Raw genomic sequence first — 26,953 nt, forward strand, 5'->3', positions numbered from 1 at the left:
TTCCCCTCCTAAACCAAATCAAAGTTCGCCCTGTAAATGACCGTATCATAGCTTGGGCTAGCTGCTGACAGAGCCGCTTGAATGATATGGAGCACCCGCTGCTGTTGACCTTCAAAAGCCAAAGGCAAGAGCATATCGGAGACGTTTTTAACAATCACTCCCTTAGTGAATTCCCCGTTTTCATAAGAAAAATCCTGCTGATGAAAAATGGTCTTAGTCTTAAATTCAATCACCTGTCCTTGCAAGTTTAGCTTATAAGTCTTCTTCCAGTTGGTTCTGCCACCAAAGCGATAAAGGACCAGGTAAATCCCCAAATCATGGTCTGCGACCCAATCGCCCGTCTCAAAAACTAGCTCGTCATCAATCCCAGCCTTCTTTAAAAGCTCAATCCCTTCTTCAGAAATCATCTCATGTACGAACTTCCAACTTCCTTCTTGGGGAAGAGTTGCTGTTCCCTCAGTCTCCTTCTGAGGGCTACTACTGACTTCTTTGTGGTGAACTCTTTTAGGGGTAAATTCTTCCTCCCAAGTCATATCTTCTTCTAAGTCACTGACAGCCCGCCTAGTCGGTAAAAAATCCAGACACTTTTCTAATAATCCCATATCCTATCTCCTCTTTATCTGTACTCCACGTGGTTTACTTCCCTTATCTTTGTATCATAATAAGGGTTAATCTGCGACAGGGCATGTTGAATCACTGTTACGATCTTGTCCTCTCGTCCTTTTAAAACCTTGGGAATCACAAGCTGGGAGATTGTTTCTGTTGATAGACCTTTTACACTTTGATCTTCCTCATTGCGAACTGGATATCTATCGGCCCGCTCTTCTTCTAGGCGAAATTCAAGCAAGTGCCCTCCGAGCATCATTGCTAAGACTTGATATTTCCCTTCACCAATACGAAATTGTTTGACGCAGAGAAAAATTCCTCTCTTCTCATCCTCTAGTAAAAATGGTAGAGCCAGTTCTTTTTCATCAATAGAAAAATTCTTGAGAAGCTTCTTCTCTCTTTCCCCTATTTCTTTTCTGATAAAACCCATTTTATCTCCTTTTGTACAAAATAATCTTCATCCCTATTATTACTTAAGTAAAAAGACCATGAGGAACACACTGCAAGTCAATAGAATGCAGGGCTAGACCAAATGGACTTCTTTTATTATACACCGAAACACCGTCGTCTTCAACTAAATACTCCTCAAATTTTTAAGTCGTCTGGTGATTCCTATCGGAAAGTGACTTATACATAGTTAATCTAGCATTTATAGCTGCTATTTAATCAATAGGCGGATTATCCTTTACCTCTTCTTCTGTCTTCCAGTAGGTCATACTGCTCTTCTCAGTATCTACCTCCATCTTTTTATTAAGTCTAATATCAACCTTATAATAGGCACGTTTAATTAAAAACTTTTGACTGTTCTCTGCAGAACCCCAAGTTCTACAAACCATCAAAAAACTTGCAGAGCCCTGTCCGGCTATCTCCTCCTTAGTGTAAGAACCGGGGGCAGTTGGACGTTCTAAGATTCTCATATTTAAATTCAATTCTGGCTGGTAATTGTTCAAATACCAGTCTATTCGGGCCGAGTCATTCTCATAATATTGGATACGGTAGCGATGACCTTTGGCTTGCAGACTATAGCCATTGGATTCGGAAATAGTGGTCCACCCCTGCTCTGAATCAAAGAAAACATAAGCTCCTAGCAAGACTAGACCGCCTAGCAAGAATAAAAAAATCAAACGACGCTTCATATTGTTCTCCTTCCACTATTGTTTAAATCCGCCATCAGCTGAATTCTAAGCGAATCCAATTCACATTTATCCATGCCAAAGCTTACTAATTTTGACTAAAGTAAAAACGCTCCCATGTTTTTCTATATTATTTTACCATTTTGTTTAACTCATTACTAGTACAGTCAAAAATAAATTGAAAAGGACGAACTCTGAGTTCATCCTTCTCTATTGTTTATAAATCTTCGAAAGTAGTGTAAGATTGAGAGATCTATTTGCTCTCCATAAATTGCTTCAGGCGCTGAACGGCTTCTTTGAGCGTATCCAAATCCGTCGCATAACTAAGACGGACATTTTCTGGAGCACCGAATCCTGCTCCGGTCACCAGAGCCACGCCAACTTCTTCTAAAATTGCTGTCGTAAACTCGGTCACATCAGTATATCCCTTCATTTCCATGGCTTTCTTGACATTTGGAAAGAGATAGAAGGCCCCTTGTGGCTTGACCACTTCAAATCCTGGCACCTGAGCCAAGAGAGGATAGATGGTATTAAGACGTTCTTCAAAGGCCTGGCGCATGGTTTCAACCGTTTCCTGACTGCCAGTCAAGGCCTCGATTGCTGCATATTGAGCCGCTGCTGTCGGGTTAGAAGTCGTCTGACCTGCAACCTTACTCATAGCTGCTATAATCTCTGGCTCACCAACTGCGTAGCCAATCCGCCAGCCTGTCATGGAGTAGCTCTTAGAGACACCATTGATGACCACTGTCTGCTTGCGAATCTCCTCAGATAGACTGGAAATTGGTGTGAATTTATTACCGTTATAAACCAGACGTCCATAAATGTCATCTGCCAAAATCAGAATATCATGCTCCACAGCCCAGTTTCCAATCGCCCTTAGCTCATCCGCTGTATAAATCATACCAGTCGGATTGGACGGCGAGTTCAAAACCAAGACCTTGGTCTTATCAGTACGAGCAGCTTCCAGCTGTTCCACCGTTACCTTGAAATTATTTTCCTCAGTGGCTTGGACAAAAACAGGAATCCCCTCGGCCATCTTAATCTGGTCGCCGTAGCTGACCCAGCAAGGCGTCGGAATGATAGCTTCATCACCTGGGTCAAGCACACTCATAAAGAAGGTGTAGAGGGAGAACTTAGCTCCGGTTGCCACCGTCACTTGATTCGGCTGGATTGTGTAGCCGTAATAGTTGGCAAAATACTCCACCACTGCTTCTTTTAGCTCTGGCAGACCGCTAGTCACCGTATAAAAGCTAGCACGCCCATCCTCAACAGCTGCTACAGCAGCATCTCGGATGTTCTTAGGCGTCGGGAAATCAGGCTCTCCCAAAGTCAGAGACAGAATATCCCGTCCCTGCGCTTTCAAGGCCTTAGCACGCGCTGCTGTTGCCAGAGTCACGCTTTCTTCCATTTTTAAGACACGATTTGATAATTTCATAGTCCCTCCTTGCTGACCAACTGTCCGCTTTCAAAACCAATCAGGTAGTAGGTACCTCCCGACTTGACTTCCCAGATGGGCTGATCCTGAAAATAGCCCATGGTCACCTTATCAATAATTCCTGCTCCATTTTCCTTGGCAATGCTCTCAGCCTCTGTCTGACTGACGCCTTGGTCCAGTCGATAGACCCGTATCTCATTGGTATCTTTTGCAATCAAAACAGCTTTTTCGACACCCTTACTGGTCTTGCCAAGCAGACTGTAGTAGGATTCCTGCCCATTGTAGATGGAAAAAGAATCCACTTTTTCAAGATCTGCATATTCTTTGGCCAAGCGGCTGCTTGTTTCCTTAACCGACTGTCTCGGCTGCATAGATACTTGCAAAACTGCAAAAAATGAAAAGACAAGAACACTGAGAACGATAAAAATACCTATCAGGTACTGCCAAATTGGAAAACTGGCTTTATTTCTATTTTTATATTTCACTCCGTCATTATACTACAAATACTCCTATTTTTCTATCTTTTTTTGATGAGAATATTCACAAAATTCTAAAGCAATATCCTTGCATATGATACTATTTATTGGTAAAATATTGTTATGAAGATTACAGACGATTTAAGCAAAGAAACTCTGCTTGATTTGAAAACCATGATTGTCTTTCATAAGGCAGAAAGAACTATCCGTGCCATTGAAGCCCAGATTTTTAAAAAGCATGATTTGACTCCTACTCAGTTTTCCGTCTTAGAAACCTTGTACAGCAAAGGAGAACTGCGTATTCAGGACTTGATTGACCGTATACTGGCTACTTCTGGCAACATGACTGTCGTCATCAAAAATATGGAACGCGACGGCTGGATTGTCCGCACCTGCGACCCAAATGACCGCCGGGCTTTTTTGATTGGCCTGACGAAACGAGGCAAAGCTAAAATTGAAGCTGCCCTGCCTGATCATATTAAAAATATTCAGCAAGCTCTGTCCATTCTCGAAGAAGACGATAAACAAGATTTGATTCGCATTCTAAAAAATTTCAAAAAATTGAGCTAAATAATTGCTAACTAGTAATTAATGTTGTAACATATATTGTAACAAGAGAAATATCTCTTTATTTTATAAAAAAGGAGACAATGCAATGTCTAAAGTATTATTCATCGTCGGCTCGCTTCGTCAAGGTTCTTTCAACCACCAATTGGCTGAGCAAGCTGAAAAAGCTTTGGCTGGCAAGGCAGAAGTTTCATATCTTGATTACAAAGATGTACCATTCTTCAACCAAGACATCGAAAGTCCTGCTCCAGCTGCTGTTGCTAAGGTTCGTGAAGAAATTTTGGCCGCTGATGCCATCTGGATTTTCTCACCTGTCTACAACTGGGCTATCCCTGGAGTAGTGAAAAACCTCTTGGACTGGGCTTCACGCGCTCTGGATCTGTCAGACCCAACTGGCCCATCTGCTCTGAATGCTAAGGTTGTTACTGTTTCATCTGTAGCTAACGGCACATCACCAGATGAAGTATTCAAGCACTACCGCAGCCTACTGCCTTTCATCCGTATGAATGTGATAGAACCATTCACAGGTGTTGCTATCAACCCAGAAGCATGGGGAACTGGTCAACTGACTGTCGCAGAAGACAAACTTGCTGAACTCTCAGCACAAGCTGATGCTCTTTTAGCAGCCCTTAACTAAAAAGAGAAGATTATAAAAAGAAAAGAAAACTTATAAGACACTAACCCCCCGCAAATAATTGCGAGGGGTTTTAGAATACTTTACTAACAGGAACAGGTATTATAAATCAGCTAAAGAATATTTAGGATAAGGAATTTGAGATAATTTATCTTCTATTTTTGCTAGCATTTTCTCTTCTGATTCATCTATATACCCCTCAAACCAAATTTTTTCAATATCTTCTTGGTTAAAAAAGCAAGCTTGATTATCCGTCATACCAAAAGGATATACACAACCGGAATAGTCTAAATAACCAATTTCACCTTTGTTATCATAAAGAGGATAACGGTTAATAATCATAATTTTTACCTGTCCATTTTTAAGTTGGACAACACTCCCTATCGGTAGTAGCTCAGTCATTAGAAACCTCCTTTAAAAATCTTCTCGAATTCTAAGTATTTTTCTTTTTTAATCTTTTTAGAACTTTTATCTGTTTGAATAAATGGGACCTTATGAGACCAAAATAAGCAATAAAGAAGCCCATGTCACTTAGCAAATAAGACAAATAGCTGCCTTTGCTTAAATACTCAACAGATTGATAGATGGCAAAAACAGCAAAAATCAAGCCAATTCCAAACTTCCCATATATATTTCGAATAAAAATATATAAAAACTCATCTTTTATAGGTAGTGTTTCAAAATGAAACTCTTTAAATGACGGCTCTTTCCTTGTCCTTGCAAGCAATTCTACTAGATACCCAACAATAACATAACCCAAAACTAACAAGATTATTTTCCATAGGAAGGACAAGCGGCTATTCGAAACAGAAGTAAATCCATGTAGCAGCAGAATGCTAGCTGCGGGAACATATTTCGTGAGATCCAGATGGAATGTTGGTCTATCTACATTGACATAGATTTTATTAGTTTTTGGGTCAAAATAATAGTTTCTACCCTGAAAAGCTAAGAGTTCGGTTAAATATTCTTTTTTCTTCATTTCAATTGCTTTTCCAACCTTTTAAGAATAATCAATTTTTCTAATGGCCTATTTCCAAATAATAAGAGCCCAGATACTGGGAGAAAACCAATGATAGCTATAAAAGAAATAAAGCTTCCTGAAAAATAATAATCAATTATAAATTTAATTGACGTAAAAAATAGTAGAGTCCCAAAAAACAATATTCCTTTACATTGTGTTTGTTGGTTATAAAGAAAATTAGGCCAGTCAAAATAAAGTTTCTGATTAAAATTTTTCATAGTTCCTTTTCTAATATTTCTTAGCACAAATATTATCAAAACTAAAACGCAGAAAACAGTCGAACACAAAATAAATATTCTGATAGGCACACTGGCAACCTGAGGTGCAGTTGCTTCTGAATAAATGTTTCGTAAAAGAAAGGAAGAAGGCAGAATAGCCCAAGTGAGATTAGGAACTTTCTCTTCTTTCTTATCTATAGAGTATAGTTCTCTAGTTTTTCTATCATAAAAAATATTCTTATCTTTGAAATTACCCAACCAAAATACATTCTTATTCATTGATTTCTTCCAAGTGGCGACGGTTCATAATCATAGCACTTCCATTCAGTAAGTAATTGGTCATACATTACCTTGATCCATAGATTATAAGCTAAAGCTCTTTATTTATTTTTTATCAATTGCTTTATTGCCGTCATTCTTTTCATAAAATTGCTTTTTGCTGTTACCATATAAAATATAAAATAAAAGGCAATAACTTCTATTAAGTTTGTCATGTTAGGAGCGTTCAAATATTCTCTCATTTGAAAAACAGTTAAGAAAGAACTCACTGCAAATGTAATAAGCAGAATGTATAATCGGTTTCTCTCTTCTTCTAAAAAATTCAACCAACCAACATGTTCATATAATTTGGGATTAAAGGCCTCAACGTTTTGCCCTAAATACTCATCTTTAAATCCAAAGTGACAAACCAAAGATATAAGAATAAGGCACGCACTCAAAACAATTACTCTTAAAATAGGGGATTCAATTTTTATATTGTTTACTTGAACGAGAAAGGCATTTCCTAGAATTCCAAAGGAGATTACTAACCACCTGAGATTAGGAAAAACTCTCTCATTGACTTTATTAGAATATACTTTTTTTCTTTTCACATCATAAAAGATGTTTCGACCTTGAAAGCCGCCTATGATAACCATAGATTTCGTTTTCTTCATTTTTCAATACCATCATATTAATAAAAAACTAGGACTGAGAGGAATCAAATCCTTCCCAAACTTTACCTATCCACCACTTGAGCCTCAAATGTAGCCGGTTTGTTGTCTACATTGGTGATGGTGATAGTGTAGGGGGTTACTTCCGTCACCCCAAATACTTCCTTTATTTCCCCTTGAACCACTATTCCATCACTCTCTAAATAGATACTTTTACTCTTATCATTCGGTAAGTCTTTGCGCTCTGTTCCATCTTTAGAAATAATAATCTCAGTTATTGACTGCTTCTCAACATTATAAACCGTATTACTTCCTTTCATCCCCCAGCCTTTTCGACCTGATAATTTTAATTTAGCATCATCTTTTTTATCTAAAATCAATTCCGAATTATACTCCAGCTGCTCTGTTTTAGAAAAACTTTCAATTCAACACTTTGACCTGTTTGCAGAGTGTATTTGCCGTAGTTTAAAATTGCCTGAACGTACCAGACAACAAACAGACTATTCAGTAGGCCGATAATAATCCTTGAACGCCGGCTTTTAAAGCGGTGCAAAAGTAAAAATAGAGAAGCAATAAAAATTACTGAAGTTATCATTCTTTATTTTCCTTATAGATTCCGTATCGTTTCAAGACTCTATCCATTCTGCAAGATTTCATCTTCTTTCCGTTTTCTCTGCTGACCCGACCATTTGATACATAGCAACAATACTATCATACGAAGAATCAAATAGACCAAACGAAGAATTTTCATCTTACCCAGAGCAGACAAAAACTCCTCCCTTGCATGTCCCACTTCTTGACCTAACTGTTCAACCGTTTTGCCTGTTTCCTCTTTAATAACAGCTGCATTCTTTGAAATCAAATAATAATTTTGCTCTAAACTAGTGGTATAGGCTCTGGATATTGGCTCGTCTAAGAAAAAATATACTCTATCAGCATACTTATCTTCAGACAAAGTATAGTATATTTCAGCTTCACTCTCCCATTTTTTAGGAAAACTACTTATTCTCATATTTTCATAGTCTAGATGCATAATGCCATCCAAGATGTTACTAGTCCATTCTTCTGCATAGTGGTACAGTTTTGCCTTTCTATCTACCATTGGCCAAACAATGACATACCGACTATGCATGAATTCCTTGGTCAAGGCCGAGTTGTTAGCCAGACTGGTCGCACCAATCTCGTATACTGACCAAACAAGCGCAATGAGCATTAAAAAAGATTGAGCGGGTTTTGTTTTAAAATATTCCTGAAGTAACCTAACCTTGGTATCAGTTTCCCTATTGTCTTTTCCAAACATCTTTAAATTTTACTTCTCCCCAATTATGTAAATTAAACGAAACGAATAATCGGTTCTTCTTCATCCAATCACCTCAAGATATCCAGTTGATTTTTGTTCATAAGCAAAAGAGGAAGAAATGAGAATCAGAAGTAATGACAAAACAATAACTAGGAATTTATAGCGTTTGAATTTAACGAACATTTGTATCAGCCCCTCTTTCAAAATAGTCAAAAAGTATTCCTGATTTTTCCTCTTCAACAGTTTTACCATGATCTACAAGAAAGGCTTCACTCTTCCCTGTCCGTAATATCTCACACTTTATTTAGAAGCTAGTTTCTGTTTCATTTTTTCAAAAAACTGATTCAATTCTGTTTGAACCTGACGTAGTAGCTCTTTTTCTTGAGTCTCATCTATCTCAATTTTTTTCCTAATAGCATCCTTATCTATATAAGTATATCTTGAATAAGTCAATTTTAATTCTTTATCCACGAAAAAACCTGCATCTGTTTCTTTACCATTAATCATAGTAGAAAAAAGAACTAGAAGCTCACTGTCTTCCAAACTAGTTGGTGGGCGTACATCCAAGTTTAATTTCCCAGATATTTTAAGTTTATTTATCCCCCATCGGCGAATCACCGGGTCATCCGGAATTCCATAGCCTGCATCTCGGATAATATCCTCGTTGTTACCTGCGAGAATACTTGCCAGTAATTCAATTTTATTGGCAGAAGAAAAATCTGGTTCAGGTTTATCATCAGGGCCAAAGAGCAACCAAATGACAAAAACAGTTATTATCAAAAGTAGGATGCTTATTATTTTTTTACGTACCGACATTTTTATCTTCTCCTCGCTTCAAATAATCATAAAAATCTTCTTTTGATTTTTTATGCTCATCCGTATCTGGTTTCCATAAGAAATCCCATCTTTTCCCGTGCTTAATAAATTGGCCACCTGCTGTACAGGCTTCTTACATGAGTTCTCCAGAGGCTAGAGTAGCTATTAGGTAGTCACGTTCTTTTGGCAGGCGATCTGTTACTTGATTGCTAATTTATAAGTTGTTGCCAATGTTTTGCCTCACCTATCCACCACTTGAGCTTCAAAGCGTGCTGGTTTGTCGTCCACATTGGTGATGGTGTAAGGTTTGTTATTCGTGACATCAAAACTTTTTCTCCCTGATAATTAACAACAATCCCATCTTTTACTAAATGAATACCTTTTTGATTGTTGGGTAACTCTTCATTATCATTTTCTGAATAGTTTCGTTTAAAGAGTTTTTGCTCTTCAACTCCATAAAAAATCTCACCATTTACCTCAAACCAAACTCCTGAACCTGATAATTTAAGCTTATTATTATCATTTTTCTTCAAAATTAATACAGAATAGTATTCCACATCTTGTGTCCGAGGTTTGACTTTCAGACTAATAGACTGACCAGGTTGTAAGGTATATTTACCAAGATTTTGTGCCCATAAATAAAAGAGAAAAGCAGATGCCAGAACTCCAACAAGCAATAAACTACAACCTAAATTCCAATTCAATTTTTTTTCAAGGGCATTTGTGAATCTCCTTATAGTCATCCATACCATCTTGGAGCTCTATCCATTCTGTAAGATTTCGTTTTCTTTCCTTTTTCTCCGCTGACCCGACAACCTGATACATAGCAACAGTACTATCATACGAAGAATCAAATAGACCAAACGAAGGATTTTCATCTTACCAAGAGCAGACAAGAAGTCCTCCCTTGCATACCCTATCTCATGGGTTAATTCCTCAATAGTCTTACCTGTCTTTTGCTCCACAATAGCTGCATTCTTTGATATTAGATAGTATCTAGTGTCTAATGTCGAAAAATTTGATTTGGACAACGACCCGTCTAAAGGAAATGAAATCGCATAATTTTCCTTATTAGGAATCCGATTGTATTCAGCGGAAACCTGATCATCATATTTACTAGGGTAACAGGTCATTTTTATATTTTCATAGTCTAGATGCATAATGCCATCCAAGATGTTACTAGTCCATTCTTCCGCATAGTGGTATAGATTCGCCTTTCTATCTACTATTGGCCAAACCATAACATACCGACTATGCATGAATTCCTTGGTCAAGGCCGAGTTGTTAGCTAAACTAGTCGCACCAATCTCGTATACTGACCAAATAAGAACTATGAGCATTAAGAAAGCTTGAGTTGGTTTGTTTTTATAATAGTTTTTCATTTTTTTTAACATTTTACTCTCCGATAGAGGGATTGGGTTTGTCTAAATCCTTTTGGAAATGTTGGATAGCATTCATGAATTTTTCGAAGTTTGATGATTGTTCACTAGAATGAGAAGAAACGTATAATTTATAAGTTTCTTCTAATTTATTCATTCCTTTCGTGTAATCCCCTTCTCCAATATTTTGAACAAATTCATAAGCTCTATAGCCAGATGTTCTCTCAACACTATCGTAATATGAGTTTGTAACATCAACTACGCTATCTCCATTCTTCATTTTGTTGTAAATATTAACAGCATCTAAATCTGAACGATAGTCATCGTTACCAAGACTCGGCGGAAGTCCCATAGTACCAGCTACATCACCTTGCCATCCCGCTAAATCATCTTCATTTTCAATAAAATGATTACCTGTATAATGTGCGGAAATAGTTGCGGCCATATGGGAATAGTCTGTGGTTCCTCCAAATTGAGATAGTAATTCTCTTATTCTAGATTTTTGATTGGCATCTAAATCGGCATATCTAACATCTTTCCCATATGCCTTTGAAGCACCAGCATCTAGTTTTTGAGTAAGTTCTGCTTCTGAATCTGTTTCCTGAATCTTTTTTAGGTTAGTAAAATTATGCTGATTCTGAATAGCTTTCTGAATCGTATCAATTTCATCATCTTTTAAGCCATATTTTCTTAAAACAGATTTCATTCTATAATTAATACCAACATTTATACCGTTTACCCCATTCGGGCTATATAATCCACCGACCACTTGCCAAGCTCCATAAGATTTATCACCATAAGAGTAAGATGCAACTATTTTAAAGAATTCTATATTTGCTTTCTTGGATCCATATTCCTTTTCTAGCTTTTGATATAAATTTAGTAATATCTCTGATTCAGTTCGACTAAATCCATACTGTTGTCTAATAGTTTGAATAAATTTCTCTTTTTTAGTTATTGGTATGTATGTCTCAATCTTCTGCCCCTTCATTTTAATAGCCCAACTCATATCTACACCATCAACTGAGTAGTTTCCATCACTATCAACTAGGACTTGGCTTAGCTGGCTGGCTCCTTGGATAGCTAGACGGAGGACTTCTAGACTATCGCTGAAATATTGAGAAACCTGAGCGACAAAGAACTCCAGCTTTTCAATCTTCTCTTCCAATTCTTTGATTTGTGATTCAATTTGAGACTCTGCACTAGAAAGAATCACCAGAGACTGCATGTGAGAAACGATATTAAATGTAGCAATAGACTTCATACGCTCTAAGAAAGATTCTTTGGCTTCAATAGCCTTTTTGACAGAGGCTAGCTGCTGCTCTCTCAATTCTTTTGTCTTCTTCATCTGATCTAGGTCGAGGTTTCCGTACTCAGCTACCTGAGCATCAGCAGTCCTGTATGAATTTAACTCCGTTTGAATGTCGTCCACTGCTTCCTGTAGCTTCTTAATGGCAGGAATGATAATCTCTGAAAAGAGGCCCTTACCTGCTGTATAGGCTGCTCCCATGAGTTCTCCAGAGTCTAGGGTGGCTATCAGGTGGTCACAGCCCTGAGACAATCGGTCTGTCACCTCATTAGCCACTTGAATATTACTAGACATGGCCTCCATCAGCTGTGAAGACTCTGACGCACTGTACTTTACTCCCATGGTAAAGAGTTCCTTTCTTTCGTCAATTTTTCTCGATTTTCATCTAATTTTTGCTGAACTTCCCTTGTTTGTTTGGAAACATTATCCAACTCCTGCTCTACGTAGCTATCTATTGTTTGCTGCAAGGCTTGGTTTTCTTCCCATATTTTACGATTGGTAGAACTAGTCTCTGATACGGAATCTATCAAGTTTTCTATTTGGGCATTCATAGTCCAAATATCTGTACGAAAATCCATTACCTTCTCTTCATAACGCCTTTTGAGAACTAAAAGATCTTCTTCTTGATTCTCAAGCTGAATGATTTGCTTATGTAATTGCTCACGTTTTTCTTGATTTTTATCTTTTATCATCAGTTGCTCCAACGTTGCGCTTGATCTACATCACGCTTTTCAATTTTATAAGCTATATCAGGAAATTTATTAGCCTGAGCCAGGACAGCTGCGCTAAAGTCACTGACAGCCTGCAGCATTTGATTGCATGCCTGACGGCTTGCTTCCATCCCAGCAATCTCAGTAGTATAGCTAAACTCTACCTGCTGATTTTGCCTGTCGCTTATATCTACTCCAACCAATTCACTGATAGCATTCTGAGCATAGATAGTACTTGACTTGATTTTTCTTTTCACACTTCCTTCACATAAACCATCTCTTGTTCACTAGATAGATCAGGTCGGTAGGTGAAGCCTGCAAAGTTTAATTTCTTCATTTGTTCGACTTCTGTCACTTGGTTAGTTATAAGAGCTGTTAAAAACTCACCACGCGCTTTTTTAGAAATGGTCGAGTGAACTTTCAGCTTGTCACCTCGGTCTTCCAGAAATTTGAAGCCTATCATGCGCTGGCGGATTTTCTTAGAAAAAACTGTTTCAAACTCGCTGGACAGGAGAGAGAAAATCACCTCATCTTCTGCCAGAGCTTGGTCATATGCTTCTTTCCAAAATGCCTTGAGACTCTTCCCATCCAGCTTGAGTGGCATCATAAAGTCCAAGCGATGGGGCGCTATGGGCTCCAGGGCTGGGATAACACCGTAAAGCGCTGATGTGATGGCAAGATACTTCTCGATATACTGACTTTCCTCCTTGGTGTAGTCCTGCCTCTTGATATGGCGGTACATGAGGCCATCAAAAAGATAAAGTGCTGGAGCATGCTGCGCAGTTCCTTCTCGCAGAGCCTGAATAGCTTGCAACTCTATCTCCGCTCTTTCTGGGGAAATTTTATAAAACGATGCCAAGCCAGCTACTGACATGGTTGCCAACTCATCCAACACAGCCTGAGTTTGTGCTAAAGGTGGATTCGGGATTGCAGATGGTGCGGTTAGATTCAACTCTTTCGCAGTTGGGATAAGAATTTTCATAGTTTCCTTCTTTCATTTAGTGAATATGGCGGACAACCCATTTACCCAAGGCTGTCTCTAGTAGATAGCTGCCAATGATGAATCCTAGCAGATTGGTCAAGATATCACCCAAGTCAAAAATGCCAAGATGAAAGAAATATTGGCTCCCCTCAACCAGACTGATAGCCAAGGTAAAATAAGCCACATGTTTCCATGACAACTTGCAGAGAAAGCCCAGCGGGATGAACATAATGATATTCATGGTGGGTACCAGCTTATCTCCATAAATCCAATTATAGGTAAAAGACTGCAGGTCCAGACTAAAGCCCTGCCTGCCGATATTTTTCAAAAAGAGGGCATAGAATAAAATGAGAAAATAGAGCACATAACTGGCTAGCACCAGCCAACGAGGAATGTGGCGACTGTAGAGGCCGCGTATAAAAAGCGAGCTAATGGCTGTCAATGTTAGGATGATAGAAGCTGGTATCAGCAGGTTCCACTCTGGCTGATTCTTGTAAAAGACGACGGCTACGTAGGCATAAAAAAAGCGTATATAGAGCCAAGACCAAAAAATCAGACTGCCTAGGAAGGCTGCCATATCAAAGATTGTTTGTTTTTTCATCTGAAACCTCCCTTTCTTCTTTTTAAAATTATATCAAATTTCAATGGGACATTCTATTTTTTGCTTGACTTTGATTTACAGAGATGTTATCATCTAGTTATAAAGACTAGATAAGAAAGTGATAAAGATTTGAACGCTCAACAAGTTTTTCCCAAGTGGGACGAATTACCAGAACTGGAGCTATATTTGGACCAAGTTCTGCTCTATGTAAACAATGTCTGTGGCTCTTCCATTTCAGCTGCTGACAAGGGACTGACCGCTTCTATGATTAACAACTATGTCAAGCATGGCTATATTGCTAAACCGGTCAAAAAAAAATATCAACGTCGTCAGGTAGCACGCTTGATTGCCATTACGACCTTAAAAACGGTCTTTTCTATCCAGGAAATTTCAACTACTTTAAATATGCTGCATAAATCAGCCGATTCGCGAGAACTTTATGACGACTTTGTAGACTATATGAACGGCAGCAAGCTGGAGGTGGCACCCATCATTTCCACAGCCTGCCAGACGGTCAAACTCTATCAAAAGACCTTATCTCTAATCCAAGTACCAAATGAGGAGGAAGAAAACCTTGAACTACGCGCTTAAACTCAGTAAAAAACTATCCTTTGGAGAGGAAATTGCCAATGCTGTTACCCATGCGGTAGGGGCCGTCCTGATGCTGATTCTGCTGCCTATCTCAGCTATTTATAGCTATGAAGGACACGGGTTGGTGGCTGCTGTCGGGACTTCTATCTTTGTCATCAGCCTCTTTCTCATGTTCCTCTCTTCAACCGTCTATCACTCTATGTCCTATGGCTCGACCCACAAGTACATCTTACGCATTATTGACCACTCTATGATTTACATCGCCATCGCTGGAAGCTACACGCCAGTCGTGCTGTCGCTGATGAATAACTGGTTTGGCTATCTCATCATTGCTATCCAGTGGGGCACGACCATCTTTGGCATTCTCTACAAGATTTTCGCTAAGAAGGTCAATGAAAAATTCAGCTTGGCTCTCTATCTGATTATGGGCTGGCTGGTGGTCTTTATCATTCCGCAGATTATTGGTCAGACCGGACCAGTCTTCTGGGGACTCATGCTGGCTGGTGGCCTCTGCTATACTGTAGGTGCTGGCTTCTATGCTCAAAAAAAGCCCTACTTCCACATGATTTGGCACCTTTTCATTCTAGCGGCCTCTGCCCTGCAATACCTTGCTATCGTTTATTTTATGTAATAGAAAAAAACAAAGAAACCGTCTGAGAATTCTCAGACGGTTTCTTTGTTTATGCTGATTATTGATTCATCCTTACTTTTCAGTGGTCTTCTTTGCTTATGCGCTTTTCTGACTTGCTTAAAGATTGGATATAAGATTGGGACAGCGATGACTGTGGCTAGACTGGAGCCAAATGTACCAGTAATCTCAGCTACTGCCAGTAAAAAGGCTGCTGGTAAACTACTCCCACCAAACAGTGTTCCTGTCAGAGTGTACTTGAAAATATTGAGCACAATCTTCACCAAAGCAGCTGCTACTGCTGTCATAAGAATATTTCTTAGTTTATCCTTTCTCTGAAAGAGTCCTTCATACAGAAAATGAATCACCACGGCTACCGCAAGAGCTTCTAGCAAGATAACTGGGATTTCCGCTGCATAACCATTTAGCAAGTCAAATATTCCCAATCCAATAGCAGCCGCTAAAAAACCGAGTTTACTGCCAAAAATCAGACAACCCACTACCACCAGCGCATTCCCAAAGTGAATAAATTGAGCTCCCACAGGAATTTTAAAAAACTGAATACTCAAAAAAATCAAAGCAGCAAATAAACTAATCATGGTTAAGGTTTGCAAATCAAGTGTTTGTTTCTTCATCTTTTTCCTCCATTAGGGCTTGAAAATCAGCGAAAAGCTCTCCTAGATAGGGCTGGTAAAAAACGCCCTTCTTTGGATCTATTTGCTCTTTAAAGCTAAGTGCCAAGCTCTTTTCAATAAACTTCAAAATCACAGACAGGGCTTGCTTGATGTCGATCCCCTGAACAAAAGCCGCAGCTACAAGTGTCGTCAGTATATCACCCGTTCCAAAAAATTGCTGGGGCAAAGCTGGACTGGAAAAGAGGTTAAACTCTTCTGTTACCACATCAAAATAGGCCACACCAATCTGTTTCTCTTTCATAGGCAAGCCAGTTAGCAAGACCTTGCTCGGTCCTAACTCAGCCAAACGCTTGCAGTAGTCCTCCCATCTATCTTCTGATAAACTCTCTTCGTAGGATTCTTCCAACAACAAACAGGCTTCCGTCAAATTGGGCAGAACCAAATCGGCATGTTGGCAGAGGCGACGCATATGGTCTAGATGGGCATCTGAAAATCCCTGATAAAAAGTCCCCTTGTCCCCCATGATAGGATCCACGATAAGGGGCAAGTTTTTTTCCTTTTTAAAGCGCAGCAAATTTTCCACCTGTATGTCAGACTTCAAATACCCTGTTATCAGAGCTGAAAAGTCGAACTCTAGTCTCTGCCATTGTTTCAAAAAAGCAAGCATCCCGTGCGTGTAATCATCTATATAGATGTTTGAAAAACCGCCTGTATGGGACGATAAAATCATGGTTGGCAAGAGGGCAACCTCTAGCTGGCAAATTGCAAAGAGTGGCAGGGCAGCTGTTGCGGCAACCTTACCTAAGCCAGAAATATCTGTGGCCAGAATGACTGTTTTTGTTTTCATGACTCCTCCTACTTGCTCTCTATTGTAAAATATCTGAAAATGAGTTACAATATGAAAAAATCAAATCTGTATGGGGACAGTTTCATGGTTAAAGCAAAATACCAACGCATAATTGATAAGATTACTAAGGATATTAAAGAGGGAAAACTGGCAACTGGTCAGAAAATTCCTTCTGTCCGGAAGCTTGCAGAGCATTATCACTGCAGTAAGGATACTGCGCAGAAGGCTCTGATTGAGCTCAAGTATCAGAAGTATATCTATGCCGTTCCCAAAAGCGGCTACTATGTGCTGGAGAATGCTCAGGAAGAAAAGCAGGATTTGGAGCTGCCTGTGAGGGATGACCGCCACCAAGCCTATGAGGATTTCCGACTCTGTGTAAATGAAACTCTGATTGGCCGGGAAAATTATCTCTTCAACTATTACTCTCAGCAGGAAGGACTGGAGGATCTGCGCCGCTCTGTGCAAAAACTGATGCTAGACTCTGCTGTCTATGCTTCTAGGAATCAGCTGATTCTGACTTCCGGTACCCAGCAGGCCCTCTATATACTTTCACAGATTGACTTTCCCAACCAAAAAGAGCGTATCTTAGTAGAGCAGCCGACCTACCATCGGATTAATGATCTTCTGCTAGCGCAAAAACTTCCTTATGAAACCATTGAAAGAACTCCACAAGGTATTAATCTGCAAGAACTTGAGAAGATTTTTCAAAGCGGAAAGATCAAGTTTTTCTACACTATCCCGCGTTTTCACTATCCCTTGGGTCACTCTTACAGTCGGCAGGAAAAGGAAGAGATTCTTCGGCTGGCACAGCTCTATGATGTCTATATTGTAGAAGATGACTACCTGTCAGACTTTGACAGCCGACGGGAGCTGACTTTTCACTATCTAGATAATAGCCAGCGGGTCATCTACATCAAGTCCTTTTCAACCAGCCTTTTCCCAGCACTGAGGATTACTGCCCTGCTCCTTCCACTCCAGATTCAAACGACCTTCATCGCTTACAAAAGCGCCGTGGACTACGACAGCAACCTCATCATGCAGAAGGCCCTATCGCTCTACATCGACAGTCTCATGTTTGAAAAAAATAGGCTGGCGCTGCTGCAGCTACAAGAAGAGGAAGCAAGAAATGCGCAAAAGCTGCTTGATCAAGCTCAGCTGCCGCTATCCAGCTATCTGACCAAGGACGGCATTCTACTAGACTTAAGGTCACTTCCTTCCGTCAGTGCTCTCAAACACAGCGGCTTGCCGCTTGACTTCTTTGAACAGAGCTACCTTGCTAGCTGCCCTTATAAGTATGCCAAGATGCCTTACGATAACTTAGAAGAAAATGTAGAGAAATTAAAAGACTATTTAAAATAGGTGTAGAATTCCAAATGAATTCTACACCTATTATTTATAATCAGGCTTTCTTCAAAACTCCATCATTCCGGCCTGCAGTTGGTACATTTTCTTGTAGGTTCCATCTTGAGCTAGCAATTCTTCGTGGCTGCCGGATTCGATAATGCACCCCTTATCTAAGACATAGATGCAGTCAGCATCCTGAATGGTAGACAGACGGTGGGCAATGGCAATGGTTGTCCGACCCCGCCGCATTTTTCTCAGTGAGGCTTGAATCAACTCCTCTGTCTCCGAATCAATATTGGCTGTCGCCTCATCCAAAATCAAGATTTTAGGCTTAGTAGCGATGGTTCTGGCAAAGGCTAAAAGCTGCCGTTGACCGCTGGAAAAAGTCGCTCCCCGCTCAGTCACAGGGGCATCATAGCCTTGAGGGAGCTGACTGATAAAGCCATGAGCATCTACAAACTTAGCCGCTTCTATAATTTCTTCTCGCGTCAGCTGCTCTTGGTAAAGCTGAATATTGGAAGCAACGGTACCGTGATAAAGGAAGGGATCCTGTAAAACAAGACCAATCTTTCGCCGCAGCTCCTCCTGACTAAAGTCTTTAATGTCACGGCCATCAATCAAAATCTGCCCCCGCTCAAACTCATAAAAACGCAGGAAAAGATTGATAATAGAGGACTTGCCAGAGCCAGTCGAACCCACAAAAGCAATCGTCTGGCCTTTTTTGACAGAAAAGGAGATATCTCGCAAAACATCACGCTTTCCATCATAAGAAAAGGAAATATGCTTAAATTCGATGCTGCCATCTTGGATTTGCAAGTCTTGGTTATCCTGCTCAGGCTCGTAGTCAGTGCGGTCCATGATTTCAAAAACCCGCTCTGCAGCAACCATAGATGTCTGTAAAACAGAATAATTCTGCATAACATCAATCAAAGGATTAAAAAGCTGATTGACATACTGGATAAAGGCATACATAATACCTGCCGTAATTCCCACCACTTGCCAAGTCAGGCCAAAGTAAGTCAGAATCACTCCATAAGCCAGGATTTTCAGCAGGGACATAGCCGGTCTCAGAAAGAGACTGTTGATATTGAGATAGCGATTAGTAAAACCTAAATGCTGACCGTTGATTTCTTCAAATTCCCGCAGCAAGCGCTTCTCTTGCCCAAAAGCTTGGATAATCCGCATCCCTTCAATACTCTCAGAGAGCTTGACATTCAAATCGCTGAGTTTATTCCGGACCTGCTTCAGCTGACGATTGGATAGATGCTGATAAAGCAAGATAGAGGCTGCCATCAAAGGTAAAAAGAGAGCAATCATGAAGGTCAATTGCCAGTTGAGAGCAAACATAGCGCTCAAAGTAACAACTAAAATCAGCAAGGAGCTCAAAAAATTAGAAAAAATCTCACTGAACATATCTGCGACTGCCTGAGTATCATTGGTCAGGCGGGAAACGATAGCACCAGCTGGCGTTCGATCAAAATAAGCCATTTGCAGACGCTGGATATTGGCAAAGCTTTCCTGTCGCAAGTCCCGAACCACACTTTGAGCCACACGCGCAAAGAAATACTTTCCCAAGAAAGTAAAAAGCACCCGCAAGAGGAAAAGGCCATAGTAAAGAGCCAGCAAAGGCAGGCCAGCCCAGGCTTGATTGCGGCCAATAAACTGATCAATAAAATAGCGAGCCAGAAGCGGCAATGCCGTTGTGACCAGAGTCGTCAGCAGGATGAAGGTCAAGGCCATACTGCTCACTATCCTGTAACGCCACATGTAGCCTAGGAGGCGATGAAAAGTTGCTTTCTTTTTCATATTAATCTTCCTCCTTCAAGCTTTCTGCCAGCTGCTGATTATGGTATGTCTGGGCATACCAGCCCTCTTGCTCCAACAGCTCTTGGTGGGTGCCCCGCTCCTTGATTCGTCCCTCTTCCATGACCAAAATCAGGTCTGCATGCACCAAGGCTGACAGCCGATGAGCTGTGATGATGGTTGTCTTGCCAGCACGCTCAGACTTCAGATTTTCCAAAATCAGATGCTCCGTCTTGGCATCAACAGCCGACAAGGAATCATCTAAAATCAGAATTTCAGGATTGGTAATAATAGCCCGACTCATCGCTAAACGCTGCTTCTGCCCACCAGATAAGGACAAGCCCCGCTCACCGACAACCGTATCCAGCCCCTCTGGCATAGCCTGAATATCCTCATACACACCGCATAGTTGAGCGGCAGCTAAAACTTGACTATCTGTCAGCTGGGGATTAGCAAAACGGATATTGTCCCGAATGGACAGAGCAAAAAGCATCTGTTCCTGTGGTACATAGCCGATAAGACGGCGCAAGTCTTTGAGGCGGTACTCCCGGATATCATGGCCATTCAGATAGATAGCCCCCTCCTGAATATCCTGCTCCCGCAGCAGCAAGCGCAGAAGAGTGGTCTTCCCTGAGCCCGTCTGACCAACAATTCCCAGTGTCTGTCCCTGCTCGATAGAAAAATGAATATCTGATAGGCTAACCTCTTCTGAATAAGAAAACTTCTGAATGTCATAATCCAATCGACCATTTTCCGCATGAGAGAGGGGTTGTTCAGCTTCCTTGACATCTGACTCCTGAGCCAGCAGTTTCTCAATCCGCTCATAAGAAACAGCCCCTCGCTGGCCGATGTTAAAAAGATAGCCTGTAGCCTGCAGCGGCCAAACCAGCATATCCAGATAAGTGATAAAAGTAACCAACTCTCCTATGGTAAACTGCCCTTGGGATATAAAAATTCCACCGAAAATCAAGGTCAAAACATAAGAAAGACCGATAAAAAGCAAAACCAAGGGGTCAAAAAGAGAATCGTACTTGGCAGCCAAAACGTTTTTTTCGTAGACCTCCTGATTGGTCTTGGCAAAAGACTGAGTCTCTGCCTCCTGATAGCCAAAGGACTTGGTCACTCGAATCCCTGAAACACTCTCCTGAACCTTATTGTTCAAATCCGAAAATGCCTCTTGAGCAGCCTTAAAACTTTCATGATTTTTTCGGCCAATCAAGCCCGTGCCCCACGACAAGAAAGGCATGGGCACAATGGCAATCAAAGTCAGCCTCCAGTCCAAAACAAAAAACATAGTCAGCAGGGTCACCAGAGCTGTAATAGAAGCATCCACAGCTGACATGACTCCACCACCAGCCAAACTGACAACCGCATTGATATCGTTAGTCGCATGAGCCATCAAGTCCCCTGTTCGGTATTTCTGATAAAAAGAGGGAGACATGTGAGTAAAGTGCTCGAACAATCGAGAGCGCAGAATCCGTCCCAGATTATTGGATGTCCCTAAGATATAAAGGCGCCAGACATAGCGTAGGCCGTACATGATAAAAGCTGAAGCAATCAGCAACAGCAAATTAAAGAGTAGCTCTTGAGAAGTCAGATGTTTGCTAGAAATTCGGTCAATAACCTGACCGATGATTCTGGGCGGTATTAGATTGAAGACACTGACCAAGGACAAGGCCAAGATACCGATGATATAGCGCCGCTTCTCCAACTTAAAAAACCAGGCTAATTTTCTAATGAGGTTCATAATTTCTCCTATTCTTACTAATCTTTTTATTATACTGTTTTTTGAGGAAAAATGAAACACAGCGGATTGGAGCGCTGTGCTTCGATTTTATTTTTTACTTGTCAGCTGGTAACTAATAGCCAGTAAATCAAAGATTTCCTGATCACTCAAGGTATCATCCAAGGGCAGACTGAGCCAGTATTTCTTATTCATGTGAAAAGCCGGATAAATCCCCTTTTTCTGAACCAGCTCTGCCACATGGTCATTCTTAACATTCAGCACCTCAATAGCGCCGCTTCGATCTGCTTCAAACTTAGACCAGTCTGTGGTCAGAAAAGCTCCGTACCATTTTTTACTATCATAGTGACGGAAAACTCCAGCCTTGGTCGAGCTCTTTCTGGACGACTTCTCCCAGAGGTACTCTATTTGCCCCTGATAAACCTCAGCCGCATGATCCCGCAGTCGCTTACTCTGCTCATAGAGAAAACCAACTTCATCAAAACAATGCTGTCGGATAGCTAGCAGTGCTGCCTGACAAGCTTCACGAACCTGACCGACAAACTCTCCCGTCACCTGCTCCATCTTGACCTGCAGATAGACGTCATCAGTATCACAGTCAAAGACCTGATAGTCCAGCTTCCCATCTCTGATAGTCACCTCCAAGCGAAAGTCACCCTTCATAATCTTCTGCGAGAAATGGTAAACTCCATCAGACTCCTTAAAACCGTAAGTCTGAAGCTTATTTGGATTAGACTTGTATTTTTCAAATAGTTCCAACATTTTATTAGGAGCCGCTAGAGCCCTTCTCCTCCTTAAAATACAATTTTAGTCCCATGCAGCTGGTCAACTGCCAGACTGTCTATAATTTGCTGACGATTGCCCAGATGAATGCCACCGCCCGGCATGATATCAATCCGATCAGCGGCATGCTCGATTAATTCGTCCAGCCAAGCAAAATGCTCCTCAATCGGCTCATTAGCAGGTCCTCCGTGGGTCAAAATTCGCTGGACACCGTTCTCAATCAGCCAATCCATTTCGCCAAACTGGTATTCAGCCGGTATCGCATGAGGGCTGATTGAAATCATAAATTTCTTGAACTGTTAGTTTCTTATAGCCTAGATTGCGTGCGCGCTGTATCAAAGCAGAAAGAACTTTCTTGCCAACTCCTTTCCTACGGTAGTCCGCATTTCCAATGATAATAGGCAAATCATCTTTCCAAAAGGTCACATCCCCAATGGCCAGCCAGCACTCCGTCTCCCAAACCTCAATAAAATACACTTCACCTCGCGAAGCCAAATACTCATACATCCTTTGAACTCGCTCCGGCGGATAGGGGTCTCTTCTGCCATCAATCATATAAATCGTATCTGGATCTTGGTACCAATCTAAGGCTAACTCAAACTGGCCATCATAGGCCCGCAAACGCAGATTGTCATCAATAACAATCAGCTCCTCTTGCTGGATATTAGGAATAGGCATCTTCTCCCCCTCACAATGACATTACTCAAATAATAGTATAAAAACTCCATTTGATTCGGAAGGACTCCTCCTCAAATGAAGTTTTCTTTTTTAGATTCCATAACCCATGCTGAACTGGATTTTAGCAGCACCGTTCTGGAAGCTGATCTTGTTAATGCTGAATTGACTCTGCGGCAGAGCTAGAAGGAAACTATCTCCCTCCGTTGTGATAGATGAATTAGAGGCCTGCATTTGTTGCTTCAGCATGCCTGTCACCCAAGATTTAGGGATAGGAAGAGAGCCTAGCTTGGCACTATCGATTGTGATGTGCAAGACATTATCTCTCACCGTCACATCCACCTCTAGGTCCAGCTTACTGTCAATGAAGAGCAGCTTGACTGGATACTGGATGCGCAGCTTATTGCCTTCAATACTGTAAACACTGTTCAGCAACTCCTGATTCTCAGAGTCAGTCAGAGAAGACTTGAGCACCTGATTAAGCTGGAGGCTATTGAGAGAAACTTCCGTGCTGACTCCCTGAGCCGTCACATTGGCATTGCTCAAAGCTGGCTCAATAATACTCATCCAAGAAGCACTGCCTTGAACATTTTTTAATTGTTCACTTTGATTAACAGATGCAGGGACCAGAAACAGCACCGCTGCAAGCAACAGCACCAAAGCAATTCCCACTACTCTTTTTACCATTTTCATGTTTGTATTCCTTTAATTTGAGAAAATCCCTTTAGCCAAAAACACAGCAAGGATTTATCTTATTTTACACTATTTTTGCATAATTTTCTGTAACAAACATATTAAAAAGCTAACAATCCTGTGAGAAAAGGCTGGGACAGATAATCCCAGCCTCTCAATCACATAGCGCTAGTTTTACAAGGCTCATCATAGATAGCCAATTCTTATTTAATCACTTCTTGAGTCTTAGCATAGTTAGCCTCGACTGCTTCTTTTTCTGATTTCCACCAATCTTGGTTGTCCGTGTACCACTTGATTGTCTCTTTGAGACCTGCTTCAAAGTTGGTAAACTCTGGCTTCCATCCTAGCTCATCTCGGAGCTTGCTGGCATCAATAGCATAGCGAAGGTCATGACCCGCACGATCTGTCACATGGTCATAAGCGTCAGCTGGCTGTCCCATTTCCTTGAGAATCAGCTCCAGAACTTCCTTATTATTCTTCTCACCATCAGCACCAATCAAGTAAGTTTCACCGATTTGACCCTTGGTCAAAATCGTCCAAACACCTGATGAATGATCATTGGTATGAATCCAGTCACGAACGTTTTTTCCTTCACCGTAGAGTTTTGGCTTGATACCGCTCAGGATATTGGTGATTTGGCGCGGAATAAACTTCTCGATGTGCTGGTAAGGACCATAGTTGTTTGAACAGTTAGAAATCGTCGCTTTGACACCAAATGAGCGCACCCAAGCTTTGACAATCAAATCTGAAGCTGCCTTGGTTGAGGAGTAAGGCGAGCTTGGATTGTACTTGGTTTCAGCGGTAAATTTCTCACCTGGACCTTCTCCATGACCTGGCAGATCTTCACGCAAAGGCAGGTCCCCATAGACTTCGTCAGTTGACACATGGTGGAAACGAATGTCGTATTTACGAGCTGCTTCCAAGAGTGTGTAAGTTCCGATAAAGTTGGTGTGGATAAACGGACTCGGGTCATTGAGTGAGTTGTCATTGTGGCTTTCTGCCGCATAGTGAACTATAGCATCCGCTTCGGAAGCCAGCTTATCTACCAAGTCTGCATCAGCAATATCTCCAACAACCAACTCAACGCGGTCGCCTAAAATTTCTTCAATATTAGCCCGATTACCCGCGTAAGTCAGCTTGTCCAGCACTGTCACATGGACATCTGGAAAGTTATTATAAACATAATGGACAAAGTTGGAACCGATAAAACCAGCTCCACCTGTCACGATAATTTTTTTGTATTCAGTCATTTTTATTCCTTAACTTTTTTATAATTGCCTTAAGTGGTAGGGACGCAAGCAAACCTCCGGTTTCATTGCTTATTTTTGAGCCTAATGTCTCAAAAATCTCCTGTCATGTAACAAACTAAATAATTTGTTACATGACTTACACCACAGCGGCAATCATTTCTTTAACTCGCTGAGCTCGGATAGGAGCTGAGCTAAATCATATATTTTAGTATCAATTGATGAATCAGAAAAAAATTTTTTTACAAATCTTCCTTTCTTAGTGGTTTTACATCCTTAAGTAATGGATGGTTCTTGTCTGCTTCCGAGACTTCTGCTGCTTCTAGGTTTTCCCACTGGATGCCTAGAGCTGGGTCTGCATAGTTGACAAAGGCATACTTCGGTTTGAGCTCCAAAGCCCAATAATCATTCACCAGATAGCTATAAGAAACGGTGTCAGAAAGGACTTGGAAGCCGTTGGCTACACCACGCGGCACAAAAATCCCCTTGCTGGCATCAATTACTGTCTGGTAGGTATTGCCAAAAGTCTCACCTTCACGCAGGTCTACCCAAGTTCCCAGCACCTTACCATCATCTGCGACTGAGATGTACTTGTCCCAGGGCTCTGCATGAAGGCCACGCAGGACATTTTTACGAGAAAAGCTGACATTATTTTGCAGTTTTCCTTCTGCAAAAAAGCTTTCAGGAAAGCCTAGCGGCAGCATTTTTTCCTTTTGGAAATTCTCCTTGAACCAACCTCGGTTGTCTCCACGAACAGGGATATCAAACTCCAACATTCCAGGAATTCCAGGAACCTCACGCGCTGCTAATTCCTTATCAAAAAATTGTTCCGTCATCTTCTTATTCTTCTCCAATCAAGCGCAAGAGATAGTGGCCATACTCATTCTTTTTCAATGGCTGCGCCAATTGATGCACTTGCTCTTTAGTGATATAGCCCATACGATAGGCAATTTCTTCTAGATTTGCCACCTGAACGTTCTGCATACGCTGAACTGTTTCGATATATTGAGCGGCTTCTAAGAGACTTTCGTGAGTTCCTGTATCCAACCAGGCAAAACCACGTCCCATGAGCTCAACAGACAAATCACCACGATCCAAGTATGCCTTGTTGACATCTGTGATTTCCAGTTCTCCGCGAGGACTTGGTTTGATGTTCTTGGCAATTTCTACAACATCGTTATCATAGAAATACAGTCCTGTCACTGCATAGTTAGAGCGCGGCTGTTCCGGTTTTTCTTCGATGGAGATAGCATTCATATTCTCATCAAATTCTACTACACCAAAACGTTCTGGGTCCTTGACATGATAGCCAAAAACAGTTGCTCCTTTTTCCTTAGCTGCAGCATTTTGGAGCATTTTACTCAGACCTGGTCCATGGTAAATATTATCCCCAAGAATCAGCGCCACGCGGTCATCTCCAATGAAATCAGCCCCAATGATAAAGGCTTGTGCCAATCCGTCCGGACTTGGCTGCTCTGCATAAGAGAGCTTGATACCAAACTCAGAGCCATCACCCAGCAGATCCTCAAAACGAGGCAGATCCGTCGGAGTGGAGATAATCAAGATGTCCTTGATACCAGCCAGCATAAGAGTTGACAGTGGATAATAAATCATGGGTTTGTCATAAACCGGCATGAGCTGTTTTGACGCAGCGCGGGTCAATGGATACAAACGTGTACCAGAACCACCTGCAAGAATAATACCTTTCATATGAGTTTCCTCTCTTAATGTATTCTCCTTATTCTACCATTTTTGAAAGCGGATGTCATCCTTTTCACTACCCTTAAATAAAAGAAAAAGAGCGGAAATTCCGCTTTCTTCCGCTCTTTGATTCCAAGTTGGTA

Annotated in this window: 31 protein-coding genes and 4 pseudogenes; 5 read left to right on the forward strand and 30 right to left on the reverse strand. The window is 41.1% G+C overall.

The window, feature by feature from the left end:
• Positions 1-8: 8 nt before the first annotated feature.
• The 5 genes from K1J09_RS01220 to K1J09_RS01240 form a co-directional block, all read right to left on the reverse strand.
• The gene (locus K1J09_RS01220; protein ID WP_223322542.1) at positions 9-602 is read right to left on the reverse strand and encodes a hypothetical protein; all 594 of its coding nucleotides are present in this window, start codon (positions 600-602) and stop codon (positions 9-11) included.
• 14 nt (positions 603-616) lie between these two features.
• On the reverse strand, positions 617-1,036 hold the full coding sequence (locus tag K1J09_RS01225; protein ID WP_223322541.1) for a hypothetical protein: 420 nt from the start codon (positions 1,034-1,036) through the stop codon (positions 617-619).
• A gap of 232 nt (positions 1,037-1,268) precedes the next feature.
• Entirely contained in the window at positions 1,269-1,742 is a 474-nt protein-coding gene (locus K1J09_RS01230) for a hypothetical protein (RefSeq protein ID WP_168955618.1), read from the reverse strand.
• A gap of 250 nt (positions 1,743-1,992) precedes the next feature.
• Positions 1,993-3,174 carry a pyridoxal phosphate-dependent aminotransferase gene (locus K1J09_RS01235; RefSeq protein WP_223322540.1) on the reverse strand — a complete coding sequence of 394 codons (1,182 nt, stop codon included), beginning with the start codon at positions 3,172-3,174 and terminating at the stop codon, positions 1,993-1,995.
• Positions 3,171-3,659: a cell wall elongation regulator TseB-like domain-containing protein gene (locus K1J09_RS01240; protein ID WP_223322539.1), complete on the reverse strand. Its 489-nt coding sequence runs from the start codon at positions 3,657-3,659 to the stop codon at positions 3,171-3,173. The genes K1J09_RS01235 and K1J09_RS01240 overlap by 4 nt, the downstream gene beginning before the upstream one ends.
• Before the next feature lie 114 nt (positions 3,660-3,773).
• Between K1J09_RS01240 and K1J09_RS01245 the strand changes: the two genes are divergently transcribed.
• Together K1J09_RS01245 and K1J09_RS01250 are read left to right on the forward strand one after the other, a co-directional pair.
• A complete protein-coding gene (locus K1J09_RS01245) occupies positions 3,774-4,220 on the forward strand; it encodes a MarR family winged helix-turn-helix transcriptional regulator (RefSeq protein WP_223322538.1) in 447 nt (148 codons plus the stop codon).
• Between the two features lie 85 nt (positions 4,221-4,305).
• On the forward strand, positions 4,306-4,854 hold the full coding sequence (locus tag K1J09_RS01250) for an NADPH-dependent FMN reductase (protein WP_124765523.1): 549 nt from the start codon (positions 4,306-4,308) through the stop codon (positions 4,852-4,854).
• A gap of 99 nt (positions 4,855-4,953) precedes the next feature.
• Here the strand turns inward: K1J09_RS01250 and K1J09_RS01255 are convergent, their stop codons facing one another.
• The 14 genes and pseudogenes from K1J09_RS01255 to K1J09_RS01320 all read right to left on the reverse strand — a co-directional run bounded on the left by K1J09_RS01255 (position 4,954) and on the right by K1J09_RS01320 (position 14,119).
• Positions 4,954-5,253, reverse strand: a complete 300-nt coding sequence (locus tag K1J09_RS01255; RefSeq protein WP_002897369.1) for a DUF4176 domain-containing protein — start codon at positions 5,251-5,253, stop codon at positions 4,954-4,956.
• Between the two features lie 31 nt (positions 5,254-5,284).
• On the reverse strand, positions 5,285-5,830 hold the full coding sequence (locus tag K1J09_RS01260; protein WP_223322537.1) for a hypothetical protein: 546 nt from the start codon (positions 5,828-5,830) through the stop codon (positions 5,285-5,287).
• Positions 5,827-6,369, reverse strand: coding sequence for a hypothetical protein (locus tag K1J09_RS01265; RefSeq protein WP_223322536.1), 543 nt, complete (start codon positions 6,367-6,369; stop codon positions 5,827-5,829). Before K1J09_RS01265 ends, K1J09_RS01260 begins: the two co-directional genes overlap by 4 nt.
• A gap of 101 nt (positions 6,370-6,470) precedes the next feature.
• The gene (locus K1J09_RS01270) at positions 6,471-7,025 is read right to left on the reverse strand and encodes an ABC transporter permease (protein ID WP_223322535.1); all 555 of its coding nucleotides are present in this window, start codon (positions 7,023-7,025) and stop codon (positions 6,471-6,473) included.
• 62 nt (positions 7,026-7,087) lie between these two features.
• Positions 7,088-7,617: pseudogene (locus K1J09_RS01275) on the reverse strand (hypothetical protein).
• Positions 7,618-7,656: 39 nt separating this feature from the next.
• Positions 7,657-8,322, reverse strand: coding sequence for a hypothetical protein (locus K1J09_RS01280; RefSeq protein ID WP_125331306.1), 666 nt, complete (start codon positions 8,320-8,322; stop codon positions 7,657-7,659).
• Positions 8,323-8,622: 300 nt separating this feature from the next.
• Positions 8,623-9,138, reverse strand: a complete 516-nt coding sequence (locus tag K1J09_RS01285; protein WP_125347183.1) for a hypothetical protein — start codon at positions 9,136-9,138, stop codon at positions 8,623-8,625.
• A gap of 240 nt (positions 9,139-9,378) precedes the next feature.
• Positions 9,379-9,881, reverse strand: a pseudogene (locus K1J09_RS01290) (hypothetical protein).
• Between the two features lie 18 nt (positions 9,882-9,899).
• Positions 9,900-10,532: a hypothetical protein gene (locus K1J09_RS01295; protein WP_125331308.1), complete on the reverse strand. Its 633-nt coding sequence runs from the start codon at positions 10,530-10,532 to the stop codon at positions 9,900-9,902.
• A gap of 1 nt (position 10,533) precedes the next feature.
• Positions 10,534-12,168 carry an ATP-binding protein gene (locus K1J09_RS01300; RefSeq protein WP_223313051.1) on the reverse strand — a complete coding sequence of 545 codons (1,635 nt, stop codon included), beginning with the start codon at positions 12,166-12,168 and terminating at the stop codon, positions 10,534-10,536.
• Positions 12,159-12,518, reverse strand: a complete 360-nt coding sequence (locus tag K1J09_RS01305) for a hypothetical protein (protein WP_125331310.1) — start codon at positions 12,516-12,518, stop codon at positions 12,159-12,161. The genes K1J09_RS01300 and K1J09_RS01305 overlap by 10 nt, the downstream gene beginning before the upstream one ends.
• Positions 12,518-12,793, reverse strand: a complete 276-nt coding sequence (locus K1J09_RS01310; RefSeq protein ID WP_223322534.1) for a TIGR04197 family type VII secretion effector — start codon at positions 12,791-12,793, stop codon at positions 12,518-12,520. Before K1J09_RS01310 ends, K1J09_RS01305 begins: the two co-directional genes overlap by 1 nt.
• The gene (gene yaaA, locus K1J09_RS01315) at positions 12,790-13,518 is read right to left on the reverse strand and encodes a peroxide stress protein YaaA (RefSeq protein ID WP_011837110.1); all 729 of its coding nucleotides are present in this window, start codon (positions 13,516-13,518) and stop codon (positions 12,790-12,792) included. The genes K1J09_RS01310 and yaaA overlap by 4 nt, the downstream gene beginning before the upstream one ends.
• 16 nt (positions 13,519-13,534) lie before the next feature.
• The gene (locus K1J09_RS01320; RefSeq protein ID WP_011837111.1) at positions 13,535-14,119 is read right to left on the reverse strand and encodes a VanZ family protein; all 585 of its coding nucleotides are present in this window, start codon (positions 14,117-14,119) and stop codon (positions 13,535-13,537) included.
• Positions 14,120-14,248: 129 nt separating this feature from the next.
• Between K1J09_RS01320 and K1J09_RS01325 the strand changes: the two genes are divergently transcribed.
• The gene (locus K1J09_RS01325) at positions 14,249-14,710 is read left to right on the forward strand and encodes a DUF1836 domain-containing protein (RefSeq protein ID WP_223322533.1); all 462 of its coding nucleotides are present in this window, start codon (positions 14,249-14,251) and stop codon (positions 14,708-14,710) included.
• Positions 14,694-15,341: a PAQR family membrane homeostasis protein TrhA gene (gene trhA, locus K1J09_RS01330; RefSeq protein WP_002900134.1), complete on the forward strand. Its 648-nt coding sequence runs from the start codon at positions 14,694-14,696 to the stop codon at positions 15,339-15,341. The genes K1J09_RS01325 and trhA overlap by 17 nt, the downstream gene beginning before the upstream one ends.
• Positions 15,342-15,373: 32 nt before the next feature.
• Here the strand turns inward: trhA and K1J09_RS01335 are convergent, their stop codons facing one another.
• Complete coding sequence (locus tag K1J09_RS01335) at positions 15,374-15,973, reverse strand: ECF transporter S component (RefSeq protein ID WP_125342513.1); 600 nt, start codon at positions 15,971-15,973, stop codon at positions 15,374-15,376.
• A complete protein-coding gene (locus tag K1J09_RS01340; RefSeq protein WP_125342512.1) occupies positions 15,954-16,820 on the reverse strand; it encodes a pyridoxamine kinase in 867 nt (288 codons plus the stop codon). The genes K1J09_RS01335 and K1J09_RS01340 overlap by 20 nt, the downstream gene beginning before the upstream one ends.
• A gap of 39 nt (positions 16,821-16,859) precedes the next feature.
• Here K1J09_RS01340 and K1J09_RS01345 point away from each other — a divergent pair, with 39 nt between their 5' ends.
• Positions 16,860-18,179: an aminotransferase-like domain-containing protein gene (locus tag K1J09_RS01345; RefSeq protein ID WP_223322532.1), complete on the forward strand. Its 1,320-nt coding sequence runs from the start codon at positions 16,860-16,862 to the stop codon at positions 18,177-18,179.
• Positions 18,180-18,230: 51 nt separating this feature from the next.
• Here K1J09_RS01345 and K1J09_RS01350 read toward each other — a convergent pair whose 3' ends face one another.
• The 9 genes and pseudogenes from K1J09_RS01350 to rfbA form a co-directional block, all read right to left on the reverse strand.
• Complete coding sequence (locus K1J09_RS01350) at positions 18,231-19,970, reverse strand: ABC transporter ATP-binding protein (protein ID WP_223322531.1); 1,740 nt, start codon at positions 19,968-19,970, stop codon at positions 18,231-18,233.
• A 1-nt stretch (position 19,971) separates the two neighbouring features.
• Positions 19,972-21,714 (reverse strand): ABC transporter ATP-binding protein, encoded by a 1,743-nt coding sequence (locus tag K1J09_RS01355; RefSeq protein WP_223322530.1) that lies wholly within the window; start codon positions 21,712-21,714, stop codon positions 19,972-19,974.
• 87 nt (positions 21,715-21,801) lie between these two features.
• The gene (locus K1J09_RS01360) at positions 21,802-22,473 is read right to left on the reverse strand and encodes an MmcQ/YjbR family DNA-binding protein (RefSeq protein ID WP_223322529.1); all 672 of its coding nucleotides are present in this window, start codon (positions 22,471-22,473) and stop codon (positions 21,802-21,804) included.
• A 32-nt stretch (positions 22,474-22,505) separates the two neighbouring features.
• Positions 22,506-22,757, reverse strand: a pseudogene (locus K1J09_RS01365) (copper homeostasis protein CutC); the annotation flags it as partial.
• Between the two features lies 1 nt (position 22,758).
• A pseudogene (locus K1J09_RS01370) lies at positions 22,759-23,172 on the reverse strand (GNAT family N-acetyltransferase); the annotation flags it as partial.
• 90 nt (positions 23,173-23,262) lie between these two features.
• The gene (locus K1J09_RS01375; RefSeq protein ID WP_223322528.1) at positions 23,263-23,862 is read right to left on the reverse strand and encodes a hypothetical protein; all 600 of its coding nucleotides are present in this window, start codon (positions 23,860-23,862) and stop codon (positions 23,263-23,265) included.
• Between the two features lie 203 nt (positions 23,863-24,065).
• Entirely contained in the window at positions 24,066-25,112 is a 1,047-nt protein-coding gene (rfbB, locus tag K1J09_RS01380; RefSeq protein WP_002933399.1) for a dTDP-glucose 4,6-dehydratase, read from the reverse strand.
• A gap of 239 nt (positions 25,113-25,351) precedes the next feature.
• On the reverse strand, positions 25,352-25,945 hold the full coding sequence (locus K1J09_RS01385; RefSeq protein WP_009443641.1) for a dTDP-4-dehydrorhamnose 3,5-epimerase family protein: 594 nt from the start codon (positions 25,943-25,945) through the stop codon (positions 25,352-25,354).
• A gap of 4 nt (positions 25,946-25,949) precedes the next feature.
• A complete protein-coding gene (gene rfbA / locus K1J09_RS01390) occupies positions 25,950-26,819 on the reverse strand; it encodes a glucose-1-phosphate thymidylyltransferase RfbA (RefSeq protein ID WP_009659475.1) in 870 nt (289 codons plus the stop codon).
• Positions 26,820-26,953: the final 134 nt, after the last annotated feature.

It is taken from the genome of Streptococcus sanguinis, from assembly GCF_019928825.1.
In the GTDB taxonomy this organism is placed as follows: domain Bacteria; phylum Bacillota; class Bacilli; order Lactobacillales; family Streptococcaceae; genus Streptococcus; species Streptococcus sanguinis_L.